Here is a 26,781-nt window from a genome sequence, read left to right as displayed (position 1 = left end):
AAAGCATGCCAACCGTACCGCAGTATCAGCGCCAGAGCCAGACGCAAGCCGCCCCGGTAATGACCACTAATTTACGCGTGCCGGAGAATCCACTTGTTCAGGGTATCCAGCAGGCCGCGGATACATCGATTAATATGATGGTTCAGGCCAAACGTAAAGCTGATGTAGCAAATATTCAGGATGGACTATTGAAAGTCGCCGCATTTGGCGATGATCAAATGAACAACCAACAAAATGGATTAATAACCAAACAAGGAAAAGCCGCGCTTGGGCAATCAGATCTGATTGTTTCAAAGGCTACTAAACATGCTGAGGATATAGCTGCCACTCTGCCAGATGGTGATGTGCGCGACAACTTTATGCGTCAGGCACAAATGCAAATCCTGTCATTAAAAAATCAGGCCGTAAGATATGAAGTAGATCAGCACCAACAATATGAGTCTGGTATGCAGGATGCAACCAGAAAATTATGGATACAAAGAGAATCAGAATCATGGAATGATCAGCAGGCAGCAGCTTTTGCTAGACAGCAGAGAATAATTGCAACTTCGAGCTATGGGGCTGCAAGAGGGTGGTCAAGAGAGCAAATGCTTGCAGAAATAGAAAAGGATAACCAGGAAGCAACTGAGCTAAGAGCTAAAAATTATGCTGTAGCCAATCCAATGGGATGGCTTAGCGGTGATTTCTCAGCGGATGATAGTGGGGTGCTGGATCTGCGGGCTGTAGGTATTGTTGAAAGCGGTGGAAAGCACCGCAATGCTGACGGTAGTCTGGTTACATCTCCAAAAGGTGCCCAGGGAGAATTTCAGTTAATGCCTGAAACAGGCAAAGAACTTGCGGCTAAAAGAGGACAGGAATATAACCCTGATGATCCTGAACAGCATGCGCAGTTAGCAAAAGACTACGCCGGGCAGCTAAGCAAAAAGTATCAGTCTGAAACCCTGGCCGGGGCCGCATATAACTGGGGGATGGGTAACGTCGATAAGCTAATCGCTAAGGTCGGCGACCCGCGTAAGGGTGAAATATCTATGGCCGATTTCGTCGCACAGCTGCCCGGCGAGACGCGCGGCTGGTTATCCCGCTATAACAAAAACAAAACCGGTCTTGACCCGGTAGCGGTAAACAAAATCGACAATATCGCCGAGGCTCAGATCCGCGAGCAGCGTACAGCACTGCGCCAGCAGGTTGACCCCATTCTTAATAATACGATGGCGCAACTGTATAACGGCGAAGTGCCGGATGCCATGCCGAACGCGGCCACTATAATGTTTGCCTATGGTGATCAGGGGCAGACGGCGGTCAAGCAACTGGATATCGCGATCGATAACGCCAGAACTTTCCAGGCTATCCAGTACGTCACCCCGGCAGAGCAGCAGGCCGAGCTGGCGAAAGTGAAACCGCAGGCGAACGACCCAGATTACGCGCTGAAACTCGACGCGTACGGCAAACTCAGCGCGCTGGTACAGAAAAGTAACGCGAATAATCAGGCGCAGAGCGATGCACGCCGCTTTAATGACGCGCTGATCTCTGGTGAGAAACTCGACCCGAGCAATAAAGCCATGCAGAAGGCGGCGGACAATACGCCATCGGCGCTTAATTTCCGCATTAACGATGCCACCACTCACGACGCTATCGTACAGCAGGTAAACCAGACCGGTATTATCCCGTCGCAAGTTACATCGCAACTGAATGCGATCGCCCATTCCAGCAGCCCGGATGTGGTGAAACAGGGCTCTACCTTATTTGACGCCCTTTACGACACGGACCCCGCGTCGGTGGGGGATATGCCGAAGGATATGCAGAGTTTTTATCTAACGGTAAAACAGCTGACCGATGCGGGTATGGCGTCCGATGAGGCAGTGAAGCAGGCGCAGAACGTTACCTATAACCAGACTGATGCCCTAAAAGCTCAGCTAACCTCCACGCAGAGCACTAAAGAATACAAAAAAGAACGCAGCAGCGCTTTAGATTCTGCCGTCAGTAATATGTCGCCGTGGTACAGCTTCGGCGGGCCTGGTGCTGACGACCAGAATATTAACGCTGTCAATTTCCGCAATGATTACCAGTCCCTTTACGATATTAATTACCGCAACTCCGGCGGTAATGCTGATGTCGCCAAAAAAATGACAAATACCCAGATCGCCCGCACGTGGAGTCTCAGCGATGTGAACGGTAGCGCCCAGTTTATGAAATACGCACCTGAAGCGCTCTATAACTACGGGCCATCGGGTTGGCAGGCTTCGCAGTGGAAAGAGGAAAAAGAGCGCCTTTCCTATGGCGATCGCAGCGATGAAATATCGACCAGTCCGACCCAATTAGGAATTACCTCAGGTTCAGCCCCCGTTATCACTTCTAATACCCCTGAATCCAGAATCGGTGGCGAGCTGGAAATTACCCCAGATGTTTTAACCACGCACAATGGTGACTACGCCATTATGGTTCGCATGAAGGATAAAGAGGGTATCGAGAGCGTACAGCCGTATTACGATAAATTCGGCCGGCCTATGCGCTGGAAACCGTCGTTAGAAGAGTGGGAGCCTTACAAAAAAATGCAGCAGGAGAGGGCACAGCAAGAAGAAGCCGAGATCTCCCGCGGTAAAGATATTCGTGGGTTTAAGGCAAAACATCGCGCGCTCGATGAACAGTACCAACGTTTGCATGATGAACGAGTGGATCGCTTTAAAAACTATTTCTCATGGAGCAATGAATAATGCCTATCTATCCGCAATCAGACGCGCCGAGTGTTATGGATAACGCACTTCAGGCCCCTACGGGCTTTGACGTTTCTTTGCCAGAGGGTACCAACCCGGAGCCGCAGCAGGCTGAGCCTTCTGTATGGAATGCAGCATTTCGACAGAATAACCTGCTGGCGGGAATGTTTCGCCCGGCTAAACAATTTGAACCTTCTGACGGCTACAATCCTTATTCAGATAAAAATGAGATTAAGGGTTATGAGCAATGGGGATCGGCGTTCGCGGATTCTCAGTCACCAGAGGAAACCGCCTGGATTAAAAGTCAGATTGATGATGAAAACGAAGATCGCCGGGTGTTGGGGGAAGCGGGCGCCGCTGGCACGCTGGCGAGTATCGCCGCCGGTGTTATCGACCCGGTTACCATAGCGTCAATGTTCATCCCCGGGGCTCAGGGTACCCTTGCCGCGCGTATCGGTTCTCAGGTCGCGATTGGCGCCGCTGGCACTGCAATTAGCGAAGTTGCGCTGAATCAGCAGCAGTACACACGAACCGCCAAAGAGAGCGCCGCGCACATTGCTGCTGGCGCTATGTTCAGCGGTATTTTTGCAAGTGCTGGCGCAATGTTATCCCCCGGAGTAAGGAACGCGGCCACGCGGGAAATGGCTGATGCGCTGGAAAATGCCGGCACGGCTAACGCTATTAACCGGGGTATGGATAGTCTACCGGATGGCGGAAGCGTGGGCGCTATGCAGATCAGACAGGCAACTCTTGACGATCTCACCCTCGACGGAGGAAAGGCGGCAGATATTGCGTTAAAAGCTGGCGGGTACATGACACCAATATCACGTGTTATATCGTCGCCGTCGCGCAACGCGCGGATCACGGCACTGGAGCTGGCGGAAAATAACTTTGCGCTGCGTGGTAATCAGCGCGGATTTGAGACCCCCGTTGCAGCTGAAACCCGTGTGCGTGGATGGCGAAGGGAAGAAGCTGCGGTGGTGGTAACCAATAAACAGGCGTATGCCAAATATAAAGCTGATGGCGGAGATCTCAATTACACCAGATTTCGTGAGGAGGTTGGCGATGCTATGCGAAATGGTGATATCCACGGGAACGCTGCTGTTCAGGATGCTGCACGTGCATTGCGTCAGGTAGTAGACCGGGTGAAAGTAGCCCAGCAGGATTTAGGTTTACTCCCTCCTGATGCGGAGCTAAAAGCGTTGGGCCAGACCAGTTATTTTCCTCGAGTCTACAGGGTGGGGAAAATTGTTGAGGAGCGCGATAAATTCCGCGATCTTTTAGTTAACTGGTGGTCGCGTGGTGCTTCGGCTATGTCACGGGAAGATGCAGAGATCGCCGCAGACGCAACGATAAATAAAATTGTTGGCGCAAAAATCCCCCAGGATTTTACGAACGTTTTTACTGTTAAAGTCCCTGGCAGTTCCCGGCAGCGTACTTTAAATCTCCCAGACAATATGATGCGAGATTATCTGGAGAGTGATGCTAACTACGTATTGCAGAGGCATATCCGAGAGGCTTCTCCTGATATCGAATTAACTCGTGTGTTCGGAAACCGTAACCTTGAGTCCCAACTTAAGGCGATACAGGATGAATATGATGAACTGATGCGGGCACGCCCCCAGGATCAGGCTAAATTAGCCAAAGCCCGCGAGAATGATATCCGGGATATTACTGCCATGCGTGATCGGCTGGTCGGTACGTATGGAATGCCTGACGATCCATCATCCTTTTTTGTACGAGCTGGCCGTGCCATGCGTAATGTAAACTTCGTTACCAAACTCGGCGGCATGACTGTATCCGCGATTCCCGATCTTGCCCGTGGCGTGATGGTCAATGGATTCAGTAAAACCATGAAGGGCTATGGCGCCGTGATATCCAGATCACCGGCGTTCGCCGCTAACAAAAGCGAAATGAAAAAGATGGGGGTTATGGTTGAAGCGGTTCTTGACTCCCGGTCACGCTTGATGGCTGATCTGGTTGACAGCTCCACGCGTACGAGCGCGGCGGAAGCTGGGCTAGATCGCGTAACTGATGTGTTCGGAAAGCTCACGCTGATGGGGGTGTATAACGACTTTAACAAAGCGATTAATGGCATGGTGACCGCTGACAGTATTCTGTCCGGGGCAGCTCCGGCTTCCCGGATTGCGAAACTGGGTATCAGTCCGGCTACAGCCGCGCGCATAAGCGAACAATTTCGTAAGCATGGCGAGGTGCTTGATGGTTGGCATATTGGCAATTTTGAAAAATGGGATGATGATTACGCAGCAGGTGTATTCCAGTCGGCAGTTTTGAAGGATACCAACAACATCATTATCACTCCGGGGGTAGGCGATACGCCATTGTGGGCCAGCTCTCCGATCGGACGCACAGTGTTCCAGTTCCGCTCATTCACGACGGCATCATATAACAGGGCGACAATCGGCGGCTTATCAGAAGGTACCGCGCAGTTTTACTACGGCACGGCGTTTCAGATTGCACTCGGCGCGCTCACGTACGCTTTAAAACAGTCTGCTAACGGTAAAGAAGTGGATTGGTCACCTCAGAAACTTGCTCTGGAAGGTATCGACCGGTCCGGCATCCTCGGCCCGCTGATGGAATATAACAACATGGCGGAGAAGGCCACCGGCGGGATGTTTGGCTTAGGGCCGTTGCTCGGCACGGGTACTCAATCCCGTTACGCCAGCCGCGGCTTTATCGGTTCTGCGCTGGGGCCAACCTTTGGCCTGCTGGATACCGTTACCGATGTAACCGCAGGCGTGCTCAATGGCGATGCCGGCGACCGTGTTCTACACAGTGTGCGTACGTTGTTGCCGGGTAATAATCTGTTCTGGATTGCACCGCTGATTAACCAGGTTGACCCTGGTATGCGCTAATCACAATCAGCTTTACTAACATTGAATGAGAGGAATGTTATGTCATTTACTGAGACGAAATGATAATGCAGAGTAACATTCCTTTGACTTAGAGTATCGAAAAACGGATCGCCATTACCAAATGGAGAACAATATTTTTTCACAATCATGTTTTTTGTAGCAACATTTTGAACACTATCTGGAAGGTGAGATTCGTTTTTAGGTCTTGTAGTATCTATAGCACCTACCTTAACTAAAACAACGATGTCATCATTCGTAGCGGAGATGCTTTTTATGCTTAAGCTTTTTTCCACATTGGCAGGAACGCCATCTAACGATGGCGTTAATGATTTTGCCATGATGCTTTCGGTTGGTATCTCGTATCGCGCATCACCAGCAAATACTAAAGTTGGTAAAGCTAACACTATACAGCATAGTATCGAACGCATCTGTAACTTCCGTTATGTCATTGGTCTTGTAAAAATGATTACTAGTTCAGTAGTGTGACATGTCACGAAAGCCGCTGCGGCGGCCTTAATTATCACTGACCGCCGGGGCGGGAGTCAGCAGAACGGCCGCCACAGCGTGAGCCATCAGCTGCAGTATCATCAGGATGCTGGCAGTTACCAGCGAAAGCTTGTGTAGCTGAACCCAGAGACAACAGAACAAACAGCACTGCGAATGCTTTTTTCATTTTCACTTACCATGTGTAGACCACTGAACGTGGCTTTATGATTGTAGCGCTGTGCTCAGATTTCATCCATTAAAAAGCCCGCTGGGCGGGCTTTAAGTTAATGTAGTTTTTCTTTGCTAATTACCAGAAGGCGGTGGGTATGAATATCTTGGTCATTACCCCAGCAGAAGTCAGCCCATACGCTATAGAAATCATCCCATGATGTCATAAACGTTAATGGGCGATCCATTTCAGTCCCATCAGAAACGTATACATGATAACCATTAGTGGTTATAGCCCATGAGATCATTCGTTCCCAGAATCTTCTGCCATCTAACGTTTGCTGCTCGTCAGATACCACTATCGCATAGTGTTCAAGGAAGAACGCGAAGAAGATCTGAGGCAGTCCATGTACAGCTCGGTCATGAATCACGTTAGGCGTACGCCAGACTAAAATCTGAGTACAACTTTTTCTGGTTTCAACGATGTCTTCGCGGAAAATCAGTTTTACCGCGTAGACTGTCTCAGGATTTTCGCTGTCTGTGATCAGCCTGTAATGGTCATCTCTGATCGACTTAACAAGGCGATAACCATATGGCGTAGTAAACCCTGGCAGAGTAAAGTCATTCACACCTTTTGCAATGTAGTCTTCGGTGTGAGTAACATTTCTCTCCGACATGTTCAGTTTTCTGTCGAAATCTGCTTCAGGGATTATGTATGGCATCGCTTTTCTTATCGTGTTCAGGTTCATTTCGTCCTCCATGTTGTGTGTCGGACGTATCAGGCATCTAAAAGGTGCTCAACAAAAGGTTGAATACCTTTGGGCTAAATATACTCACAGGTATTGTTGGTTGCAAGACGAGCAGAGCAATAAAAACGCGATATCAATAGATATGAATAGGTTACGTATCATGCTTTTTAAGGCGCTTCCCTGCGCCAGCAGCCTCAGTAACCCTTAGCCTTAGCCATCACGTACTGAGCGTGCGTCTCTATATCGCGCAGTACGGCGCCGATACCAACAATGTAGCTGAGCATGGCCGTGACCTCTGCGGCGGCGCCGGACACATCATGCCCGTCAGCATCGAGTTCGCGGAGCAGCTTCATCACCATTGAGCTTTTCGCCAGTTCACGCAGACCATCAGTTGAATGGATGTGATCCTGATAGCGTCGGTTAAGAGGGAAGGTGTAGTGCTTCTGCTCGACCTGCAATGCATCCATGATCGCCGGCAACATGCTGCTGGTCATCTCCTGCGCCAGCATGCGGGCTTTATCGATCGGCCTGGGAAATTTCTTCCCGAACGTAGCGGCCAGTCTTGAGGATCTGAGGTAGGACTTCTCCAATTGTATCACGTTGCCTTACTTACCGGGCGAGAAACTCTCTTGTTAACAGGTGGCTTTTTTCCACCAAAAATACCAGTGTTTGCGGCCTTTCTTTCGTCAAGCCACTGTTCGACCTCATCTCCATCCCAGGCACAGCGTCCGTCTGTAATATAAAAGCGTTTTGGGAACCGACCTTTATGTTCAAGGCGGTCGATAGTACTCATCGATAACGGCACCACCAGCAACAACTCTTTCCTACCAAAAGCTTTTTTCATTAATTAATTCAACCGTATGTATTAAAAATGGTGGGGTTTTTAGCAAGTGTCGTATCAGAAATGCAGAGGATTACTCCTGGTTATGTGCCGATGTAGATTCAAACGTCCAGATATCATCCACTTGTTGTCCAATGACCAAAGAGTGGCGTAAGAGAATCATTGATTAGTGGCAGGACGTATGATTTTGGCGTTTGAAACATCGCAAATGTTGGTTCAATCCGCCAAATGTTGGTTCAAAACAGGGTGCTGTTGGTTCAATTTTCTGAGAAATAATCAAACAAAACAAAGGTCTTTACGTTTTGAGACAACTGAACCAACCGAACCAACACATTTTGCATGTATATAGAGAAATTTTCCGGGCATAAATTTGTGCACGATTTTGGGTTGTGGGTATTCTTATGTCCGGGTGATTACTTGGCAACCTATAGCGATCAGCCTTCTGACGGATAGCCACCGGCCATAACTGAATGCGGCTTCACCCTAGCGAGGACCGAATGTGTATAGAAATGTGTATAGAATTAATTTTATAAACATTTGGATTGCCTATACGTAAGGCTTTTCACCTGTTGGTTCTACTCCCTTCGCCGCTCCAAATTCAAGTCTCCTGAAGTCTACCTAACTCAATTTTCCCTTGATAAATCAGCGATTATAGCATTCTGTTAGTCTATTGAACTCCGACGGAGGACTCCACTTTGGTTGCGGGATCGGCGTTTTGCGCTGCTGGCGCTGGAGTCGTAGCGTTTAGTGATATTTTCGCGCTTATCCTGTTTCCGCAGGATGAGCGATTTTACGCAACCGGCTCGCGCTGACGACGACCGATACCGCAGAGGCCGCGGCGGCGCTCCACAGCGCAACATGAATTGACCTTTCATCTGCTGCCAGCAGAACGGCTACGGCGGCGGCTCCCAGGCACTGCCCGAAAGTGCGCATAATGGATAAAACACCGGACGCATAACTCGCGTGCTCACGAATAACGTTTGAGAGCATTTCCCGGTTATTGGGACTCTGAAAGCAGCCAAACCCTATTCCGCATACCAGACTTCGCAGGCAGATATCCCACATTGAAGGTCTGGCGGGTAACGTCGCCAGCAGGATCAAACCGACGACAAATATCACCAGCCCCAGGGTGGATATCGCCGGGGCTGATATCGTGTCCGCCCAACGGCCTGCATGCGGCGCAATCAGCACGATCCCTAATGGCCACGGCGTAAACAGCAGGGCAGACACTACCGGACTGTAGCCGTATTCGCTCTGAAACAGGAAGGGTAGCGCAATAAAGGTGATCCCCTGGCTGACGAAAGCAACCATCGACGTGAAGGCCGCGAGGGTAAAACGTTCATTTTTAAACATGCTCGGCGGCAGTAAGGGAGAACCCGTGCGGCGGATTTGCCAGATAAAAGCCATGCCGCTCAGCGCAGCGAGAGCCATCCAGCAAAGGCTGCCGAATTGAGAAGTAGCGTTCTGTAGGCTGTTCGCCGCCATGATCGTCGAACCCAACAGCAGCGCCGACAATATGGCGCCCACGGTGTCGAAGGGCGCCTGCATACGGATCGCATCCCGCGGCAGCGCTCTGAGCGCCAGCAGTAAGGCGAGGGTGCCGGGAAGAACGTTTATCGCAAACAGCCATTGCCAGCTAAGGGTGTGAAGGATCGTACCGCCCAATACCGGGCCGATAGCGGAGCTCGAGGCAATGAGCAGGGCATGGAACCCCAGAATGCGGCCAAGTAAGCGTCCGGGAAATACGGACCTGAGTATTGCGGGGGCAATACTCAGCGTCGCCGCGCCGCCGATCCCCTGAAGCACGCGCATACCGATAAGCACTTCGGGCTTATTCGCCAGCGCACAACCCAGTGATGTCAGGGTAAAGGTCGTCAGGCCCGCCAGAAATACGGGGCGATAACCCAGACGGGCCGCAAGCGCCGCGAATATCGCCAGCGTCATCGCAGCCGCCAGCAGATACCCGTTGGCGAACCAGACGGCAATACTGGCAGGTACCTGCATCTCCTGAGCCATGGAGGGCAGGGCAATGTTGATCATGGTGCCATCAAACACGCCCATTAAGGTGGTGGTCATTATTGCGGCCATCACCCGTGCGCGCGCCGGGCCAGGCAGTCCTTCGTCGCCGGGTTGACTGGAAAAGAGCGTCATCATTTGTCCTCTGAGAAGAGTGTATGGATGACAAAACTATAAAGATGGCTTTTACCAGGCGGAAGGCGCACTATTTTCACTTTATTGTTGCATCAAACGCCTTATCTTAATGTGCTGGGAGGAAGGGTAATGTCTGATCCCGATTTTAATTTGCTGTTAGCTCTCGACGTATTGCTGAGTGAAGCGAGTGTCGCAGGTGCGGCTCGTCGTCTGAACCTCAGCACTTCGGCCATGAGCCGGACATTAAGCAGGTTACGCGATGTCACAGGAGACCCGATCCTGGTACGCGCCGGGCGTAACATGGTACTGACCCCGTGGGCCGAAGCGACCCGGGATCGCGCCAGGCGTGCAGTGCACGATGCCAGGGCGGTATTACAGCCCTCAACTGAAACGTTCAGCGCGCAAAATCTGGCGCGTCTTTTTACCATCAGGGCAAACGATGGTTTTGTGGTGGCGTTTGGGCCTGCGCTTATAGCAGCGGTTGCCGACGCAGCGCCGGACGTCTGTATACGCTTCGCGCCTAAGCCGGAAAAAACGTCGCGCTATCTTCGGGAAGGGCTGGTTGATCTGGAGATTGGCGTTCAGAGTAATATGGGGCCAGAAATACGGCTGCAACGACTGTTTGAGGATCGGTTTGTTGGCGTCGTCCGTAAAGGGCACCCGCTGGCTAAGCAGGCTGAAATAGGCGTGGGTGATTATGTCGCCTGGGGCCATGTGGTAGCGTCACCCGAGGGCGCGTTGCACGGATCCGTTGACGATGCGCTGGCCGAACTGGGGACAAAACGTAAAATTGCAAGCGTCGTACCGGGATTTCCGACAGCACTTTCCGTGGCGCTGGAATCGGATCTTATCGCCATGATACCCGCACTCTATTTACTCAATCAGCAGGTAACGGACCAGGTACACCTTTTCGAGCTGCCGTTCAAAAGCCGTCGTATTACGGTATCGCAGATGTGGCACCCAAGAATGGAACGCGACCCCGGTCACCGCTGGCTGAGAGAGCAAATTCTTGCGATATGCGGTGTGGCCCGGTCAGTCATGACTAAGGAGCCTGTATAGCGATTGCTATAACATCAATTTATATTAAATGTATAATTCAATTCATTGATATTTAATATAAAACACATCAATCGAAGTAGCGGTGTAGTAGCTAAATTGAGATGTCCATCTCTGGACCAAATAGACATGTCCGCGCTACCGTCTCGCCACAGCGATCGCTGCTTTCAAAGGATGAGACTCATGACGGCATACGGAACGGCAATTTTCTCAATGAGCGATGTGAACAGACTCACGATCGAAGTCTCCATACTTCGATAGACCGTTTATGTTCTTTCCGCGAGACCTAATCGAAAGCCCTCGTGGTACCTTTAAATTAACAATTAACGATAAATAAAGGACAGCTTCCCTGTCCTTTATTCTTTTTTATTCAGTTTTGCTCTCGCGCGATCGTAATACCTCACCGACCACCGGGGCGGCGGTAAACGCATTTGGCCATCCCGCGTAGAACGCCGCCTGGGCGACTACTTCTCCGGCCTCTTCAGCCGAAAGCCCATTATCCATAGCTCTGTTTAGGTGGTAGCCAATCTGCGCGCTCTGTCCGGCGGCGATTAACGCGCTGACCGTCACCAGACTTCTGTCGCGGGGCGTAAGCGCGGGCCGTTGCCAGAGGTCGAGAAACAGCGGGTCGGCGGTAAATTTAACCAGGCCAGGCGAAATGGGGCCGACATTTTTTTCCACGGTGTCTGCACGCTGTTTCTCTACCTGTTCATTGAGTGGCAGCAGCGTTGGCGAGGCGGCGGGCAGGGCCTCTGCCGTCACGCCCCTGGCTTCAAAGATGGTTTTAGCGACGCTGACGGCTGACATCGCATTGGGCCAGCCAGCGTAGAAGGCGAGGTGAGTAATGATCTCTGACACTTCCGCTGGCGTCACGCCGCTATCGAGCGCAACGGCAATATAGTGCTTCAGCTCGCCTGGCTGGTTGCGGGCAATCAGCATCGCTACGGTCACGATGCTACGGTCGCGGGCGGACAGGGCGTCACGTTGCCAGAGGTCGTTGCTGATGGCCTCGCGGCCGAAGCGCGCCAGCGCCGGGGAGACCGCTTGAATATCAGCGTCCGCAAGGGTGGAAGGGGTAATTTTCATCATAGCTTCATCTCTTTGTTCGTGGGCATAAGTAAAATCAGACAGCACAAGCGACAAGGCTGCCGCGGCAATCACGTTTTTCATGTTTTATTCTCCCTGCTGAACAGGACAGAGGGTTACCGCGTCCACACCTGATGATGGTCTTTGGCTTGCGGCGTGTTTTGCGCCATCACGCCTGTGAGAACGTGCGGCTGGTAGGCTTCTTCCAGATAACGGATGTCTTCCGGGCTCAGTTGAAGGGCTACAGCGTTGACCGCGCCGTCAACATGATGCTTTTGCGTGGCGCCGATCACCGGGGCGGTGACTTTAGTCAGCAGCCAGGCCAGCGAAATTTCGGTCATGGAGACCTGATGCCGTTCGGCAAGTTCGGCGACGCGGGCAATAATGATCCGGTCCTGCTCTGCCGTGCCGTCGTATTTGCCCCGGGCATAATCATCTTCCACCGCTCGCCGCGTGTGGCCTTCTAAGCGGGAGAGACGGCCGCTGGCCAGCGCGCTATAGGGAGTCATGGCGATACCCTCTTCCGCGCACAGCCCGAACAGCTCTCGTTCATCTTCACGCATAATCAGGTTGTAGTGGCTCTGCACAGAAACAAAGGATGTCAGCCCTTCGCGTTCGGCAAGGGCGTTCACCTTCGCCAACTGCCAGGCATAGCAATTGGAAATGCCAATCGCGCGCACCTTGCCGGCGGTCACTGCGGTGTGCAGCGCCTCCAGCACGTCGATAACCGGGGTGTTGTAATCCCAGATGTGGTAGATGTAGAGGTCGATGTAGTCCATCCCGAGGTTTCGCAGACTCTGGTCAAGCGAGCGGGCTATCGCCTGTTTTCCGCTGATCCCCTCGGCAATCTGGGCAGCGGTTCGTGGCAGAAACTTGGTGGCCAGCACCACCTCCTCGCGTTTTGCCATCTCCCGCAGCGCCCGGCCAACGTACCGTTCGCTGGAGCCGTTCTGATAGGCGATGGCGGTATCGTAAAAATTGATGCCCTGTTCCAGAGCGTGGCGGATGATGTCCCGGCTGGCTGTTTCGTCCAGCGTCCAGCGATGCTGACCCGTTGACGGATCGCCAAACCCCATACATCCCATGCAGATACGGGAGACCAGTAAGTCACTCTTCCCGAGCCGGGTATACTGCATCGTTATTTTCTCCCTTTGGGTTATTCCACCAGAGTTTTAAGCTGCGCGATCAGTCTGGCCGCGTGTTCCCGGGCAAGCGTTTTTTGCTGAGCGATTTTGTCGGCATCCCGGTCGGCGTAGCTAATACCGCAGGTATAAACCGGCGCCAGCAGCTCAAGATTGCACAGCCTGGCCGTGGTCTCGAAGGGAAGGAGATACTCCTCAATGGCATGGCCAAAGAAACCGTCAGCGGTATAGAGCGCCTGTGGCGCTCCCGTGGTGAAGGAGAGGATCAGCTTTTTACCACCCAGTTTCGCCGTTGAGCCATGGGCGAAGCCGTGGACAAATACCTCGTCCAGCCACTGTTTCATTAACCCGGGCAGCCCATACCAGCTAAAGGGAAACTGCCAGACAATCACATCCGCCTGCAGCAGGCTTTCCTGCTCAGCGGCGATGTTGAATTTGCCGTCCGGATAGAGCCAGTCCAGACGACGGATTTCCGCATCAGGCAGGGCGGTCGCCAGCTCATCGAGGATGGTGGCGTTGGCGATGGAATGGTTAAGATCCGGATGCCCGGAAACGACAAGAATATGAGCCATTCCCAACGTTACTCCTGATGTTTAAATTCAGCAGAGAAGAGATTTTCCCAGCTAATAAACGAGCCGAGTGGAATACACTCGAAGGTTAATAGACCCGCTTTTGCCAGCGGAAATTCGGCCATGACATTATTCGCCTCTTCCACGGTGTCGCACTCGAGGAAAATAGCGACGCCGGGTCGATCCTGACGGAAATAGATGTCGCGAATAAAGCCTGACTTGTACAGTCCCCAGGCGTGCAGGGCTTCTGCGGTAAGGTGCGGCGCATAGTGTTCCAGCGTCGCGCCGGGGGCAGGGATATCCAGACATAAAATTCGCATAGTTGTCTCCGGAAAGTCGTTATCAGCGGGAAGAGACAAAAGTATACGAGCCGCAGGGGGGGAAGATTAGGCGGTCATTGACTTAAGAATATTTAGCCTGTACTTAATAATCAGGCGAGGGTGTCTTAAGGAGATGCTATGAATAACACGCTTTATAATCAGATACGCATCTTTCAGAGCATTGCGCGCGAGGGCAATATCTCGGCCGCCGCGCGCAAGCTCGAAATCACGCCGCCGTCGGTCAGCAATGCGCTCAGGCTGCTGGAGGAGCATATTGGCCACCCCCTTTTTGTGCGCACTACCCGGCGTATCGAGCTGACGGAAACCGGGCAACAGCTGCTGGAGCAGACCGCCGCGGCGGTGGAGACACTGGAAAAGTCGCTGGAAATCATCCGCGACCAGAATCAGGAGCCCTCCGGGGCAGTGAGAATAACCCTCTCGCGCTTTGCCTACCTGCTTATTCTCAAACCGGCGATGGCGGCATTTTGTCAGCAATATCCGGGGATCCAGCTGGAAATATCGGTCTATGACGGTACCGTCAATATTATTGAAGAACGTTTCGACCTTGGGATCCGCTTTGGCGATATTCTCGAAGGCGGCGTGGTCGCCCGCCCGTTAATGAAGCCGTTTCGTGAAGGGCTATACGCCTCCTCTGCCTATCTTGCCGAATATGGCGTGCCCGCGATGCCTGCCGATCTCCATCATCACCGGCTGATTGGCTATCGCTTTATTACCAACAACCGCATCCTGCCGCTGATCCTCAATGACCACGGCGAGCAGCTCACCGTCGAGATGCCCGGACAGTTAATCAGCAATGATATTGACGTCATGGCCGACGGTATTCGCCACGGACTGGGGATTGGCCGTTTATTTGAACCAATCCTGCAATTACAGCCCGATCGTGAGCAGTTTATTCCCGTGATGGAGGACTACTGGAAAACCTATCCGCCGGTTTATCTCTATTACCCAAAAAACGCAGGCAGAACGAAAAGGGTGAAAGCCCTGATTGATTTCCTGATAATGCATGCCGCGGAATAAAGGCTATTTTGCGTGCGAAATATCTGAAGGCACAGATCCTGTCTTTCCCTCAGTCTTAACCCTATACTCCTTGCGGATAAAGCGGTTTTTATCGCGATGATTTTTGCCGCTCAACGGCTTAACCCATCACCAACGTCATAGGCTGGGAATATCAATAAGGGAGAGGTATCAATGGGCAGACGCTTCATAGTCTGTATATTCGCGCTGGTGGCGTTTTCGGCCAGTGCTGCGCATGGTGTTCACGGTGGCCATAACGGGCAGTCGGTGAGCGCTGGCGCCGACGGCGGCAACGGTTCGAACGGCGGCGATATCGATAATTCCTCGGGTCGGGCAGGGTGCCCTGGCGGCACCGATCCCGATAAGCACGGTCATTTTTATCTCCCTGGCACCAGCGAACCCTGCAATCCTGGGCCCCAGGATGCAGAGAAAGTCGGGTCTTCCCGCTAGCGTTCAGCTCAGATCGTGCAGCGCTTTGTCCAGCGGCGGGGAAAGCTGAATATCCTGAAACGCAACCGCCAGTCCCGCGCGCTCCGGTGAGCAGCACATGACGCCCGCTTTCACCGGGCCTGGCGGAAAGTAGCCGAGCCGCAGCAGCGGCCAGCGCTCGCCGTCGGTTGAATACTGCAGCCTTAACGCGTCGCCCTTGCGGGTCAGCCGCAGCCAGAAGGTGCGCGGGTCGCCGGGGAAAAGCCCGGTGGCCCAGTCGGAGTGGGTTAGCGTCAGTACGCTGCCGATGGCCGGGGCATCGTCATTAAACTCAATTCCCGCCTTCAGCCAGGTCTGCTCGTCGGCCATCATCATCAGCCCGGCCTGGTCGTAAAGCGTGGTGAAATCCGCACAGATTTTTGCCTGCAGGGTAAAATCGCCCGCCACTTCTGCGGCATAGAGATGGCCAGAGAAGCGCTCGAAGCCATACCAGGTATGGCGCCAGAAGTCGGTATGCTTATTAGTGACCACCGTCAGGCCGTCGGAATCGCGGCGCCACTCGGCAGGTTCATTGATCCAGTGAAAGTACGGCTGCATTTTTCCTCCGGGATATGCTTTCAGACAGGGTTATAACAGCGACTGCAGCGCGGGTGACGCCATGCTGGCCTCAAAGGGAATAATCTCTGTACGGGCGAGACCCAGCTGCTGGAAGGGATCCTGGCTCAGACGCGCTTGCAGAGTTTCCCGGCTATCGCATTTTGCCAGAATGACGCCGCCGGTGCGGGGAATACGGCGGCCGGAGGCGAGAAAGAGGCCGTCGGCATAGCCTTTTTTGAGCCATTCGATGTGGGCGGGGATCGCACGGTCAACCTCTTCGAGCGGTTTTATATACGTTAAAACAACCACATAAATCGTACTCATCCTGAAAGCCCTGGCAATCCAATGGGATCTCCAGCCTGACATATTTCGATGATGGATAAAAGAAAACGCGGCATTTTTCCGTGCTATTTAGCAGGGATGGCGGGGCGCAACATCCCGGATGCTCATCGCAGACGTGAATTAATATATACGTTTTTTCGCATGTATATTGATCTTTCTTTGTGGCCCCGTATGCTGTCCGTCACGCTTGAGGAGAAATCATGTCTTTATTGCCCCTGCAACTGTTCAAAAACCTCGCCGATGAAACTCGGCTGGGGATCGTATTGCTGCTCAAGGCGCGTGGAGAGCTGTGCGTGTGCGATCTCTGTACGGCGCTCGCCCAGTCCCAGCCCAAGATCTCCCGCCATCTGGCGATGCTCCGTGAGAGCGGATTGCTGCTGGATCGTAAACAGGGTAAGTGGGTCCATTACCGCCTCTCTCCGCAGATGCCGGCCTGGGCGGCGCAGGTGATTGAGCAGGCCTGGCTCAGTCAGCAGGAGGATGTGCGGCTGATGATCAGCAGACTGGCTGGCGGGCCGGGTTGCCGGTAAAAAATTTATCTTAACATATATGATTTTTCGAATGTGATTGGCGGAGGAACGATGTTGCTGGCAGGTACGATTTTTATCCTGACCCTGGTACTGGTGATCTGGCAGCCGCGGGGGTTAGGGATCGGCTGGAGCGCGGCATTTGGCGCGGCGCTGGCGCTGGCCACCGGTGGCGTACAGGTAGCCGATATCCCGGTGGTATGGCATATCGTCTGGAATGCGACCGCCACCTTTATCGCCGTTATCATTATCAGCCTGCTGCTTGATGAGTCTGGCTTTTTCGAATGGGCCGCGCTGCACGTTTCCCGCTGGGGAAGAGGCCGGGGTCGTCTGCTGTTTACCTGGATTATCCTGCTCGGCGCGGCTGTGGCGGCGCTGTTTGCCAACGATGGGGCGGCGCTGATCCTCACGCCAATCGTGATTGCCATGCTGCGAGCGCTGGGGTTCAGCAAGGGAACGATGCTGGCCTTTGTCATGGCCGCCGGATTTATTGCCGATACCGCCAGCCTGCCGCTGGTGGTGTCGAATCTGGTGAATATCGTTTCGGCAGATTTCTTTGCCATCGGCTTCAGGGAGTACGCTTCGGTGATGGTGCCGGTCGATCTCGCGGCGATCCTCACCACCCTGGCGATGCTGCACCTGTTCTTTCGCAAGGATATCCCGCCGGCCTGGGATATGGCGTTACTAAAAGCGCCGGCCACGGCGATAAAAGATCCAGCGACGTTCCGCACCGGCTGGGGCGTGCTGCTGCTGTTGCTGGCTGGCTTTTTCGCCCTTGAACCGCTGGGGATCCCGGTCAGCGCCATCGCGGCGCTCGGCGCCGGGATCCTGTTTGCTGTCGCGAAGCGCGGGCGGGTAATTAACACCGGCAAGGTGCTGCGCGGCGCCCCGTGGCAGATAGTGATCTTCTCGCTGGGAATGTATCTGGTGGTGTATGGTCTGCGAAACGCCGGGTTAACGGATTATCTGACCACGGTGCTGAACATGCTGGCGGAGCGCGGGCTCTGGGCCGCGACGCTGGGCACCGGTATCCTGTCGGCCTTCCTCTCTTCAATAATGAATAATATGCCCAGCGTACTGGTCGGCGCCCTGTCGATTGATGGCAGCGCGGCAACAGGGACGATCAAAGAGGCCATGATTTATGCCAACGTCATCGGCTGCGATCTGGGGCCCAAGATCACGCCAATTGGTAGCCTGGCCACGCTGCTGTGGCTGCATGTGCTGGCGCAGAAGCACATCACCATCGGTTGGGGGTATTATTTCCGCTGCGGCATCACCATGACCCTGCCGGTGCTGCTTGTGACGCTGGCCGCGCTGGCGCTGCGTCTCTCCTTCAACCAGCCATGAGAACGTACTATGAGCATCACCATTTACCATAACCCTGACTGCGGCACCTCGCGTAATACGCTGGCGCTGATCCGTAACAGCGGCGCCGAGCCCACCATTATCTATTATCTGGAGACGCCGCCGTCGGGTGATGAGCTGCGCCAGCTGCTCGCCGCGATGGGGATCCCGGTGCGCGCGCTGCTGCGGAAAAACGTCGAACCCTACGACGCGCTGGGCCTGGCGGAAGACCGGTTTACTGACGACCAGATAATCGACTTTATGCTTCAGCATCCGATCCTGATTAACCGTCCGATCGTAACGACGCCGCAGGGCACCCGACTCTGCCGCCCGTCAGAGGTGGTGCTGGAGATCCTGACGGCGCCGCAAAAAGGCGCATTCGTGAAGGAGGACGGTGAGCCAGTCATTGATGCCGCAGGGCAGCGTGTGAAATAGCGCGCAGAATGGCGCCGGCTGTAGCAGCCGGCATGCCGTGTTAATCCTCCTGTATGGTAGGCTCTCCAGGTATGTAGCGCCTGGATTGCTGACAATATTCTCGATTAGCGCTATTTCTCCACTATCCAGTCTGTTTCCCTTACTTTTCCTGCCGTTATACACCGCCTCTGCGCCGGTGGTTTATGTCTCTCGATAAATTATTAACTGTTTGTTTTTAATGGGTAAAATTTCGTTTTGTGCGTAATGATATAAAGTCAACGTCGTTTGCATTATTGCGAACATTAAATCTGTAAAACTAGATGTTTGTCGACTTTTCATCTAAAAAGGGAAGGTAAGGGGCTGGACAAAACCATTGCGTGGTTATCAAATGGTTAAAAATGCTCGTGTTTGATGTTAATACAAACAAATTATAAATCGTCAGCCTGCTTTATACGGTTAACTTGCGCTGCGGCGCACCTTACCTGGAGAATTTATGCATTCCTCTGTTAATAAAAACGAAAGCCGTACCTTTTTCGGCCATCCTTATCCGCTGGGCTCACTGTTTTTCACTGAAATGTGGGAGCGCTTCTCGTTTTACGGCATCCGTCCTTTACTGATCCTGTTTATGGCGGCGACAGTGTACGACGGCGGCATGGGCCTGGCGCGAGAGAACGCCTCGGCGATCGTTGGGATTTTTGCCGGCAGTATGTATCTGGCCGCGCTGCCTGGCGGCTGGCTGGCGGATAACTGGCTTGGCCAACAACGCGCCGTCTGGTACGGCTCTATCCTGATCGCCCTGGGGCACCTGTCGATCGCTCTGTCAGCATGGCTGGGCAACGATCTGTTCTTTATCGGTCTGATGTTTATCGTCCTGGGTTCCGGGTTGTTTAAAACCTGTATCTCGGTGATGGTCGGCACCCTGTATAAAAAGGGCGACGCGCGCCGCGACGGTGGTTTTTCGCTGTTTTACATGGGGATCAACATCGGCTCGTTTATCGCGCCATTGATCTCTGGCTGGCTTATCAAATCGCATGGCTGGCACTGGGGCTTCGGCATCGGGGGGATCGGGATGCTGGTGGCGCTGATCATTTTCCGTGTCTTTGCCGTACCGTCGATGAAGCGCTATGACGCGGAGGTTGGCCTCGATTCCACCTGGAACAGCCCGGTGGCGAAAAAGAATGGCGTTGGAGCGTGGCTGCTGGCGCTGGCTCTGGGAGTGGCGGTGCTGGTCACGCTTATCAGCCTGGGCACGATCGTGATTAACCCGGTGGCGGTGGCCAGCGTGCTGGTCTATGTGATTGCCGCCTCCGTGGCGCTCTATTTCATCTGGCTGTTCGTCTTCGCCGGACTCAACCGTAAAGAGCGGGCGCGCCTGCTGGTATGCTTTATTTTGCTGGTCTCGGCGGCCTTTTTCTGGTCCGCGTTTGAACAGAAACCGACCTCCTTCAACCTGTTTGCTAACGACTACACCAACCGGATGATCGGCGATTTTGAGATCCCCGCGGTCTGGTTCCAGTCGATTAACGCCTTGTTTATCATTCTCCTCGCGCCGGTATTCAGCTGGGCGTGGCCTGCGCTGGCGCGTAAAAACGTTCGTCCGGGCAGTATGACCAAATTCGTGATTGGCATCCTGTGCGCAGCGGCGGGCTTTGGCCTGATGATGCTGGCGGCGCAGAACGTTCTGAGCAACGGCGGGGCCGGTGTGTCGCCGCTGTGGCTGGTGGGCAGCATCCTGATGCTGACGCTCGGTGAACTGTGCCTCAGCCCGATTGGGCTGGCGACCATGACTCTGCTGGCGCCGGAGAGAATGCGCGGCCAGATGATGGGGCTGTGGTTCTGCGCCAGCGCGCTGGGTAACCTGGCGGCGGGCCTGATCGGCGGTCATGTGAAGGCCGATCAGCTGTCGTTGCTGCCGGACCTCTTCGCCCGCTGCTCCATCGCATTGCTGATCTGCGCCGCCGTGCTGGCCGTGCTGATTGTCCCGGTCCGCCGGATGCTGGAGAACAGTCGGTCCAGCGCCGCGCAAAAATCCCTCAGCAACGCCTGACGCGATCCTCAGGCCGGCCCGGTGGGGCCGGCTTGTTTTTTGTCCAATCCCCGCCCCAGCAGAACAAAATCCCCTTTTCTCAATGCGCGATGTCCCATAACGTGAGCGTGTTCTTTGAAATCACGTCGCTTTCCGGTCCATAGTGTAGTCAGGTTTACTATGTGGTTAATATAAGGACACACCTATGCCAGCAGTCATTGATAAAGCATTGGATTTCATCGGTGGTATGAATACGTCTGAGCCAGTACCACAGTCTATGGATGAAAGTACCGCGAAGGGAATTCTCAAATATTTAAAAGAACTGGGCGTACCCGCCACCCCGGCCGACGTCGCTGCGCGCGGCCAACAGCAGGGCTGGAGCGCTGGGTTTACCGACAAAGTGGCGGAGTGGGCTGAACGGGTCGCCGCCGGCGAACGGCTGGTGATTAAGCATCCGGAATTCTTTTCCACCTATATGCGGGAAGAGCTGCGCGCCCTGGTGTAATCGCCGCGCATCCACCCCGCCTCTTCAGCTTAATGCCTTCCCCTATTGGGAAGGCATTCTGGCGGATGACAAACCCGTTTCGTTATTGTGCCCGCCTTTCTGCCGGGTGGCGGCTTTCGCCTTACCCGGCCTACAAAAAACTCCAATATCAGACAGTTATGCAGTTAGCTGTAGGCCTGCGCAAGCGCAGCGCCGCCGGGCAAGCGCTGAAGATTGCACTTTGTCTGCAGTCTGATTGCCTTCCCCTCGGGGAAGGCATTTTTGTTACTGCCCTCGATAGCCGCCGCCCAGGGCTTTGATCAGGGTAATGTCGGTGCTTAGCCGCTGGGCCTCAATGTCCAGCAGCAACAGCTGCTGGGCGAGGACCGCCCGGCGGGCTTCTTCGGCGGCGTAGCGGCTGAGGAGGCCGCGCTGATAATGGGCGCGAGCGCTATCGGTGGTGGTCTGCGCCGCGGTTACTTTTAGCTGCTGCAGCGCGCGCTGCTGATTCAGGTCGTTAAGCTGGCTGGAGCTGATGGCGACATCGCGAACCGCATCCAGCACCGCCTGGTTGTACTGTTTGATCAGGATGTTGCTGGCGGTGCGTACCGACTGCAGATTAGCGTTCAGACGACCGCCGTCGAAGATCGGCAGATACAGCCCGGGCAGCAGGTTGATCTGCTGGAAAGAGGACTTAAACAGATCCCCGACGCTCAGGGCGTTATAGCCCCAGAACGCTTTGATATCAAAATGGGGATAGAAGGCCGCTTTCGCCGCATCGACCTGGCTCAGGGAGGCGGTGACGTAGCCGCGCAGCGCCTGCAGGTCCGGACGGCGGGCCAGCAGCTCGAAAGAAAGCGACGGCGGCAGCGTCTCCTGGAGCGCCGGCAGCGCCACCGGATGGATGGCCGGCATGCTCTGCGCATCGGCGCCGATCAGCGCCCGCAGGGTTTCACGATACTGGGTCAGCATCCCCTCGGCGCTAATGATCTGCTGGCGAGTGGCGAGCTGTTCGGCCTGGGCGTTGGCCACATCCACACTGTCTTCCAGGCCGCGCCGGGTCCGGTGCTCGTGGGCTTCCACCGAGAATCGGGCAATGCCCTCCAGCTCCTGCAGCAGCGCGATTTTCTGGAACGTCGCCTGCATGGCGAAATAGAGCTGCGCCACGCTGCTGGCGATGTCGAGCTCAATGCCGGCGGTCTCCGCCAGCCGGGCGTTTTTCTCGCCAATAGCGGCGGCGACCCGGGCGCGATCGGCCCCCCAGAGATCGATATTCAGCTGCGCCCCGACGCCAACGGTATTCAGCGTATACCAGGGGCCGTTTTTATCCACCGGCAGGGAGTATGAGTAGGGCCAGCTAAAGGATTTGTCGGTGATCCGCAGGCGGTTTTGCGCCGCGACGGCGGTGGCCTGCAGGCCCATTGCCGACCGGGCGAGTTCCACCGTGGACTGCGACTGGGAGATGCGCAGCCGGGCGGCCTGCATGGTCGGCGAGTTCTGCAGCGCCCGGTTGATCAGCATATTGAGCTGAGGATCATCATAGGCCTCCCACCAGCGGGCGGCCGGCCAGTCGCTGTTCGCCAGGTGGATCACCTGCGCCAGCTGGGCCTGCTGCGGATTGACGATGGCGACCTGGGCAGGCTCATCCTGGATCAGCGCGCAGCCGCTGAGCAGCGTCAGCGTCAGGGTAAAAAGAGTGCCGCGCAGGCGCGCGGAGAAAGGAAGGATCATCATGACGTTTTAGCCTGTTGCTCAGTCGCTATCGGTGTCGGCCCCCAGTCGGGCAGGGCGGCCAGCGCGGCGGCCAGCGCCGGGCCAAAGGGGTTAGTCAGTTCGGCGGTTAGCTGTTCGCCAGGCGCCGTCGCCTCCTGTTCGATACGTTCAGCGTAGCGCCGCAGCTGTTCGGCGCAGCGGGCCAGGGTCGGGTCTCCCGGCGTGGCGTTGAGTCGGTAGCCTTCGCTGAGGCGGGCGATCTCCTCGGCCTGGGCGAGGGTGGCGCGCATCGGCCAGCCTTTCGCCTGGGGCCAGGGGTGAGCATACGTGCCCAGCGGTTCGGCGCGAACCCGGTGGAGCAGCGCTTCGCTGTCGGTGAAGGCGACAAGCAGGGGAGCCAGCGGAACCGCCTCCTTCGGGGCGGCGAGGCAGTCCGCCAGCCGGCGATAAAGTGCCGCAAGGCGGGTTTTCAGCTGCGGCGCTTCGCTGTCCGGCCAGAGATACAAATGAACAATGGAGGAGACCAGCACCCCGAGCAGGATGCCCAGCACCCGATCCCGGAGCTCGGTGAGGTTCGTCAGCGGAGCAAACCAGCTGAGAAAGGCCAGCGCAAAGGTGAAACCAATCTGGATCCCGGCGTAGGCGATACGCTCCGAGCCGGCGGCAATCCACGCCGCCAGCGCCAGCACCGGCAGGGACATCGCCAGCAGGCCCGTCAGCGAATCGGTCCAGGGCTGGACAAAGACGATTAACAGCAGCGCCAGCAGGGAGGCGAGCAGCGCCCCGCCGATGCGCAGCCATGTCTTTTGCATCGTGGCGCCCAGCCCGGGCTGGGCGACGATCACGCAGCTCAGCATAATGGTATGTAGACCCTGCCAGTCGGCAGCGGTATAGAAGACATAGCAGATTAGGGTCGCCAGCAGGGTCTTGAGCGCAAAATGGAGATATGCCGGGTTGCGCCAGGCGTCCGGCGCCAGCAGGGGCGCCTTCTCCACCTCACCCTGCGGCAGGGCAACCGGCTCACCCTGCGCCAGCCGCTGCAGAGTGGTAGCCATCTCCTGCAGAACAGCGCGATTGACGCCGCGACCGCTGAGCGTCAGGGGAGGAATAGCGCCGTCAAACGGCCCCTCGCTAAGGGCGTTCTTCAGCTGAAGTACCGCCTGCGACAGCTGCTGGCGATCGTCACTATCCGCCTCGTCTGCTTGCAGCAGGGCCGTCAGCTGGTAGCAGCGCAAAGTGGCGGCCAGCCGCGAGCGCCAGGCCTGGGGATCGGCGGCGATCTCCGGTGTCGCCCTGCTGGCCTGGGCGAATAGCGACTGCAGCTGATTGAACTGCGCGGCGGTCTCGCCGAAGGTCGGTGGCGCTTCAGCGTCCGGGGCCGCCAGCCGCCGGGCGACCTCGTGCAGCATCCCGGCCAGACGCGCCTTAAACTGGTTACCGGGAAAGGCCTGCTGAAAGCAGGCGTTGACCAGCAGGGTGACGAGGATCGCGGTGTTAATCGCCACCCACAGCCAAAGCAGCAGCCGCACCAGGATCTCGCTCTGGCTGGTCATCGACGGGAAGGTCTGAGCGTAAATCACCGCCAGCGCCACCACGAAAAAGGCCAGTCCCAGCTTGCCCAGCACCCGCATCAGATAGAGGGCGCAGAAAAAGAGCGCCACGGAGGCCGCCAGGCGGATCAGCGGGTAGTCATAGGTCCACTTGATGATCAGCAGCACGCCGCCGAGCGCCACGGTGACGGTGACAAAAAAGACCACGCTGACCAGCTTAATCATCAACACGTTAGGCTGGCTGACGTAGAACACGACGATCAGCGCAACGGCCAGGAAAGGGATCTGCAGGGTCATAAACAGGGTGATGAGCACCGCGCAGCTTAGCGTCAGGCGCAGCGTGTAGCTGGCGCGTCCCGGCGCGTCGCGCAGTTCCTGGCGTAAAAAATGGGCGAGAGGAAACATAGCGTCGCCCGGCTACGGCTGCAGCACGGCGCTGGCCGAGGCGCCCATGCGGAACAGTTCCGGGTCGGGATCGCTGACGGCGATTTTCACCGGGAAGCGCTGCGAGACGTGGACCCAGTTAATGCTTTTCTGGATCAGCGGCAGCCCTTCGATGACGCTCCCACCTTCGGGCAGGACCCCGGAGCCGACCGAATCCACCACCCCGTTAAAGGTCCGGTTGTGGTTGGTCATCACGGTGATCCGCGCCGCCACGCCGGGGCGCACGTTGTTCAGGTCGGTTTCGCGGAAGTTCGCGATCACATACCAGCGGTCGTCATCCAGCAGGGTGAAGACCGGCTTCAGCGCCGAGGCGTACTGGCCGACGGTGGTTTTCAGCGCCACCACCACGCCGTTGAACGGCGCGCGCACTTCGGTAAATTCCAGATGCAGTTCAGCGAGGGCGATTTGCGCCAGGACCCCGGCGCGTTGCGCCACCATGGCATCCACGCCGGTCACGGCCGCCGAGGCCTGTTTGGCCTGCAGCAGCGTGGCCTCCAGCTCCGCCCGCGCCGCTTTCTCAGCGGTGCGCGCCTGATCGAGATCTTCCTGGGAAGCGAACCCCTGCGGCACCAGCGGCTCAAGGCGGATACGCGTGGAGGTGGTCTGCTTAACCAGCGCTCTGGCGCGCTCGACGGCGGCCGCCACCGACTGGGCGTTATACTCCTGCGCTTTGATGGTGCGCTGGGTCAGCATGATCTGCGCGTCGAGGGTCGTCAGCCGGGCTTTCGCGTCATCGAGCATTGCCTGATAGGGGCGGGGGTCGATGCGGAACAACAGATCGCCTTTTTTCACCCGCTGGTTATCGCGAATGGGCATCTCCACGATGCGTCCGCTGACCTCGGGCACTACATCGATGGTATCGGCATAGACATAGGCGTCATTGGTCTCCGGCGAGGTTTGCAACTGCCAGATAACGAGGATCAGCGCCAGGATGGCGGCAAGGACCAGCGCCAGCAGAGGCCACTTTTTGCGTAACAGGGAAGTGCGGGAAGTTGTCATAAGCGATCAGTGAACAAAAAACAGAAACCACAGCAACGTGGCGAACAGGAACATCAGCGCGACGTAGCTGAAGACCAGGGGAGAAAAGCGCGGCTGCCAGCCTTTACGGGTAATCAGGATATGGCAGGGGATCAGTAAAAACGCACCGCCCAGTAAGCAGAAAAACCAGCCGGGAAAAGCAGCGCCCAATACCGGGATCTCTGGCGAAAGTGAGCAGCCGGAAAGCGGCAAGACGAGCAGTAACCGCGCCGGGCGGGCGATGGTGGCAATATGATTCAATGGAACATCCCTGAGTGATCATACCAGTGTGTCATGAGTGTAATCGCCTCGTTGTGGGAATGAAAGTCAACCGATCGTTGACTGCGGGATCCTTGTGCGATGGGAGAGCATGATGTGAGGCGTCAATTCCCGCGCTTGCGCATAGTCAGCCGCCACGGCGAGGGCTATGCTTAGCCTGAAAGATAAAAACGACCGAGGCAATGTCATGGATAAGGAATTACTGGAAGCCGGTTACCGGGCCTACACCGGAGAGAAAATCGACGTCTACTTTAATACGGCGATCTGTCAGCATTCCGGGAACTGCGTGCGCGGCAGCGCGAAGCTCTTCAACCTGAAGCGTAAGCCGTGGATTATCCCGGATGAAGTGGATGTCGCGACGGTGGTAAACGTGATTGATACCTGCCCGAGCGGCGCTCTGCAATATCGTCATAAATAAGCGAGGA

26 protein-coding genes and 1 pseudogene are annotated in these 26,781 nt (G+C 55.5%); 11 read left to right on the top strand and 16 right to left on the bottom strand.

Features of this window, described 5'->3' with window-relative positions; genetic code table 11:
* The first annotated feature begins 5 nt into the window (after positions 1 to 5).
* Both RRF55_RS11335 and RRF55_RS11330 read left to right on the top strand, forming a co-directional pair.
* Entirely contained in the window at positions 6 to 2,711 is a 2,706-nt protein-coding gene (locus RRF55_RS11335; protein ID WP_261989668.1) for a transglycosylase SLT domain-containing protein, read from the top strand.
* Positions 2,711 to 5,587: a hypothetical protein gene (locus RRF55_RS11330; RefSeq protein WP_187216987.1), complete on the top strand. Its 2,877-nt coding sequence runs from the start codon at positions 2,711 to 2,713 to the stop codon at positions 5,585 to 5,587. The genes RRF55_RS11335 and RRF55_RS11330 overlap by 1 nt, the downstream gene beginning before the upstream one ends.
* On the opposite strand, the gene RRF55_RS11325 is transcribed toward RRF55_RS11330, so the two are convergent.
* The 6 genes and pseudogenes from RRF55_RS11325 to RRF55_RS11300 form a co-directional block, all read right to left on the bottom strand.
* Positions 5,584 to 6,015 carry a hypothetical protein gene (locus RRF55_RS11325; RefSeq protein WP_128804882.1) on the bottom strand — a complete coding sequence of 144 codons (432 nt, stop codon included), beginning with the start codon at positions 6,013 to 6,015 and terminating at the stop codon, positions 5,584 to 5,586. The two genes, RRF55_RS11330 and RRF55_RS11325, sit on opposite strands and share 4 nt — an antisense overlap.
* A 92-nt stretch (positions 6,016 to 6,107) precedes the next feature.
* Positions 6,108 to 6,260 carry a hypothetical protein gene (locus tag RRF55_RS11320; RefSeq protein WP_009485387.1) on the bottom strand — a complete coding sequence of 51 codons (153 nt, stop codon included), beginning with the start codon at positions 6,258 to 6,260 and terminating at the stop codon, positions 6,108 to 6,110.
* Positions 6,261 to 6,357: 97 nt separating this feature from the next.
* A complete protein-coding gene (locus tag RRF55_RS11315; protein WP_009307977.1) occupies positions 6,358 to 6,990 on the bottom strand; it encodes a hypothetical protein in 633 nt (210 codons plus the stop codon).
* 194 nt (positions 6,991 to 7,184) lie between these two features.
* Positions 7,185 to 7,575 (bottom strand): annotated as a pseudogene (locus RRF55_RS11310) (anti-repressor protein); the annotation flags it as partial.
* 10 nt (positions 7,576 to 7,585) lie between these two features.
* Entirely contained in the window at positions 7,586 to 7,834 is a 249-nt protein-coding gene (locus RRF55_RS11305; protein WP_074187330.1) for a helix-turn-helix transcriptional regulator, read from the bottom strand.
* A 759-nt stretch (positions 7,835 to 8,593) separates the two neighbouring features.
* Complete coding sequence (locus RRF55_RS11300) at positions 8,594 to 9,982, bottom strand: MFS transporter (RefSeq protein ID WP_032415534.1); 1,389 nt, start codon at positions 9,980 to 9,982, stop codon at positions 8,594 to 8,596.
* Between the two features lie 129 nt (positions 9,983 to 10,111).
* Between RRF55_RS11300 and RRF55_RS11295 the strand changes: the two genes are divergently transcribed.
* On the top strand, positions 10,112 to 11,041 hold the full coding sequence (locus RRF55_RS11295; RefSeq protein WP_023287980.1) for a LysR family transcriptional regulator: 930 nt from the start codon (positions 10,112 to 10,114) through the stop codon (positions 11,039 to 11,041).
* 363 nt (positions 11,042 to 11,404) lie between these two features.
* Here the strand turns inward: RRF55_RS11295 and RRF55_RS11290 are convergent, their stop codons facing one another.
* From RRF55_RS11290 to RRF55_RS11275, 4 genes are read right to left on the bottom strand one after another with little or no spacing between them, the layout of a single operon-like run.
* Positions 11,405 to 12,208, bottom strand: a complete 804-nt coding sequence (locus RRF55_RS11290) for a carboxymuconolactone decarboxylase family protein (protein WP_002916291.1) — start codon at positions 12,206 to 12,208, stop codon at positions 11,405 to 11,407.
* A gap of 32 nt (positions 12,209 to 12,240) precedes the next feature.
* Complete coding sequence (locus tag RRF55_RS11285) at positions 12,241 to 13,260, bottom strand: aldo/keto reductase (RefSeq protein ID WP_002916289.1); 1,020 nt, start codon at positions 13,258 to 13,260, stop codon at positions 12,241 to 12,243.
* 20 nt (positions 13,261 to 13,280) lie between these two features.
* Positions 13,281 to 13,838: an NAD(P)H-dependent oxidoreductase gene (locus RRF55_RS11280; protein ID WP_021462752.1), complete on the bottom strand. Its 558-nt coding sequence runs from the start codon at positions 13,836 to 13,838 to the stop codon at positions 13,281 to 13,283.
* An 8-nt stretch (positions 13,839 to 13,846) separates the two neighbouring features.
* On the bottom strand, positions 13,847 to 14,155 hold the full coding sequence (locus tag RRF55_RS11275; RefSeq protein ID WP_004151785.1) for a superoxide dismutase: 309 nt from the start codon (positions 14,153 to 14,155) through the stop codon (positions 13,847 to 13,849).
* 138 nt (positions 14,156 to 14,293) lie between these two features.
* On the opposite strand from RRF55_RS11275, the gene RRF55_RS11270 reads away from it, so the two are divergent.
* Both RRF55_RS11270 and RRF55_RS11265 read left to right on the top strand, forming a co-directional pair.
* Positions 14,294 to 15,193: a LysR family transcriptional regulator gene (locus tag RRF55_RS11270; protein ID WP_032438977.1), complete on the top strand. Its 900-nt coding sequence runs from the start codon at positions 14,294 to 14,296 to the stop codon at positions 15,191 to 15,193.
* A gap of 171 nt (positions 15,194 to 15,364) precedes the next feature.
* Positions 15,365 to 15,640 (top strand): hypothetical protein, encoded by a 276-nt coding sequence (locus RRF55_RS11265; RefSeq protein WP_004174494.1) that lies wholly within the window; start codon positions 15,365 to 15,367, stop codon positions 15,638 to 15,640.
* Between the two features lie 3 nt (positions 15,641 to 15,643).
* On the opposite strand, the gene RRF55_RS11260 is transcribed toward RRF55_RS11265, so the two are convergent.
* Together RRF55_RS11260 and RRF55_RS11255 are read right to left on the bottom strand one after the other, a co-directional pair.
* The gene (locus tag RRF55_RS11260; protein WP_032438976.1) at positions 15,644 to 16,216 is read right to left on the bottom strand and encodes a DUF1349 domain-containing protein; all 573 of its coding nucleotides are present in this window, start codon (positions 16,214 to 16,216) and stop codon (positions 15,644 to 15,646) included.
* Between the two features lie 30 nt (positions 16,217 to 16,246).
* A complete protein-coding gene (locus tag RRF55_RS11255) occupies positions 16,247 to 16,540 on the bottom strand; it encodes a YciI family protein (protein ID WP_002916282.1) in 294 nt (97 codons plus the stop codon).
* A gap of 218 nt (positions 16,541 to 16,758) precedes the next feature.
* Between RRF55_RS11255 and RRF55_RS11250 the strand changes: the two genes are divergently transcribed.
* From RRF55_RS11250 to RRF55_RS11230, 5 genes are all read left to right on the top strand, one after another.
* Complete coding sequence (locus RRF55_RS11250; protein ID WP_002916281.1) at positions 16,759 to 17,088, top strand: metalloregulator ArsR/SmtB family transcription factor; 330 nt, start codon at positions 16,759 to 16,761, stop codon at positions 17,086 to 17,088.
* Positions 17,089 to 17,139: 51 nt separating this feature from the next.
* Positions 17,140 to 18,432, top strand: a complete 1,293-nt coding sequence (locus tag RRF55_RS11245) for an arsenic transporter (protein WP_016947387.1) — start codon at positions 17,140 to 17,142, stop codon at positions 18,430 to 18,432.
* A 9-nt stretch (positions 18,433 to 18,441) separates the two neighbouring features.
* A complete protein-coding gene (arsC, locus tag RRF55_RS11240; protein WP_016947386.1) occupies positions 18,442 to 18,864 on the top strand; it encodes a glutaredoxin-dependent arsenate reductase in 423 nt (140 codons plus the stop codon).
* 472 nt (positions 18,865 to 19,336) lie between these two features.
* Positions 19,337 to 20,890 carry a peptide MFS transporter gene (locus RRF55_RS11235; RefSeq protein WP_002916277.1) on the top strand — a complete coding sequence of 518 codons (1,554 nt, stop codon included), beginning with the start codon at positions 19,337 to 19,339 and terminating at the stop codon, positions 20,888 to 20,890.
* A gap of 184 nt (positions 20,891 to 21,074) precedes the next feature.
* Positions 21,075 to 21,374, top strand: coding sequence for a DUF1889 family protein (locus RRF55_RS11230; RefSeq protein ID WP_002916274.1), 300 nt, complete (start codon positions 21,075 to 21,077; stop codon positions 21,372 to 21,374).
* Positions 21,375 to 21,638: 264 nt separating this feature from the next.
* Here the strand turns inward: RRF55_RS11230 and RRF55_RS11225 are convergent, their stop codons facing one another.
* The 4 genes from RRF55_RS11225 to RRF55_RS11210 are packed head-to-tail and all read right to left on the bottom strand — an operon-like array spanning position 21,639 to position 26,338.
* Positions 21,639 to 23,087, bottom strand: coding sequence for an MdtP family multidrug efflux transporter outer membrane subunit (locus RRF55_RS11225; RefSeq protein WP_032438975.1), 1,449 nt, complete (start codon positions 23,085 to 23,087; stop codon positions 21,639 to 21,641).
* Positions 23,084 to 25,021, bottom strand: a complete 1,938-nt coding sequence (mdtO, locus tag RRF55_RS11220; protein WP_032438974.1) for a multidrug efflux transporter permease subunit MdtO — start codon at positions 25,019 to 25,021, stop codon at positions 23,084 to 23,086. The genes RRF55_RS11225 and mdtO overlap by 4 nt, the downstream gene beginning before the upstream one ends.
* A gap of 12 nt (positions 25,022 to 25,033) precedes the next feature.
* A complete protein-coding gene (mdtN, locus tag RRF55_RS11215; RefSeq protein ID WP_004174502.1) occupies positions 25,034 to 26,059 on the bottom strand; it encodes a multidrug transporter subunit MdtN in 1,026 nt (341 codons plus the stop codon).
* 6 nt (positions 26,060 to 26,065) lie between these two features.
* The gene (locus RRF55_RS11210; RefSeq protein ID WP_002916204.1) at positions 26,066 to 26,338 is read right to left on the bottom strand and encodes a YtcA family lipoprotein; all 273 of its coding nucleotides are present in this window, start codon (positions 26,336 to 26,338) and stop codon (positions 26,066 to 26,068) included.
* 205 nt (positions 26,339 to 26,543) lie between these two features.
* Between RRF55_RS11210 and yjdI the strand changes: the two genes are divergently transcribed.
* Entirely contained in the window at positions 26,544 to 26,774 is a 231-nt protein-coding gene (gene yjdI, locus RRF55_RS11205; RefSeq protein ID WP_002916202.1) for a 4Fe-4S mono-cluster protein YjdI, read from the top strand.
* Positions 26,775 to 26,781: the final 7 nt, after the last annotated feature.

The organism is Klebsiella sp. K47 (assembly GCF_051858335.1).
GTDB classification, from domain to species: Bacteria; Pseudomonadota; Gammaproteobacteria; order Enterobacterales; family Enterobacteriaceae; genus Klebsiella; species Klebsiella pneumoniae.
Note: the sequence above shows the minus strand (reverse complement) of the source record. Positions and strands in the feature narration are given on the sequence as shown.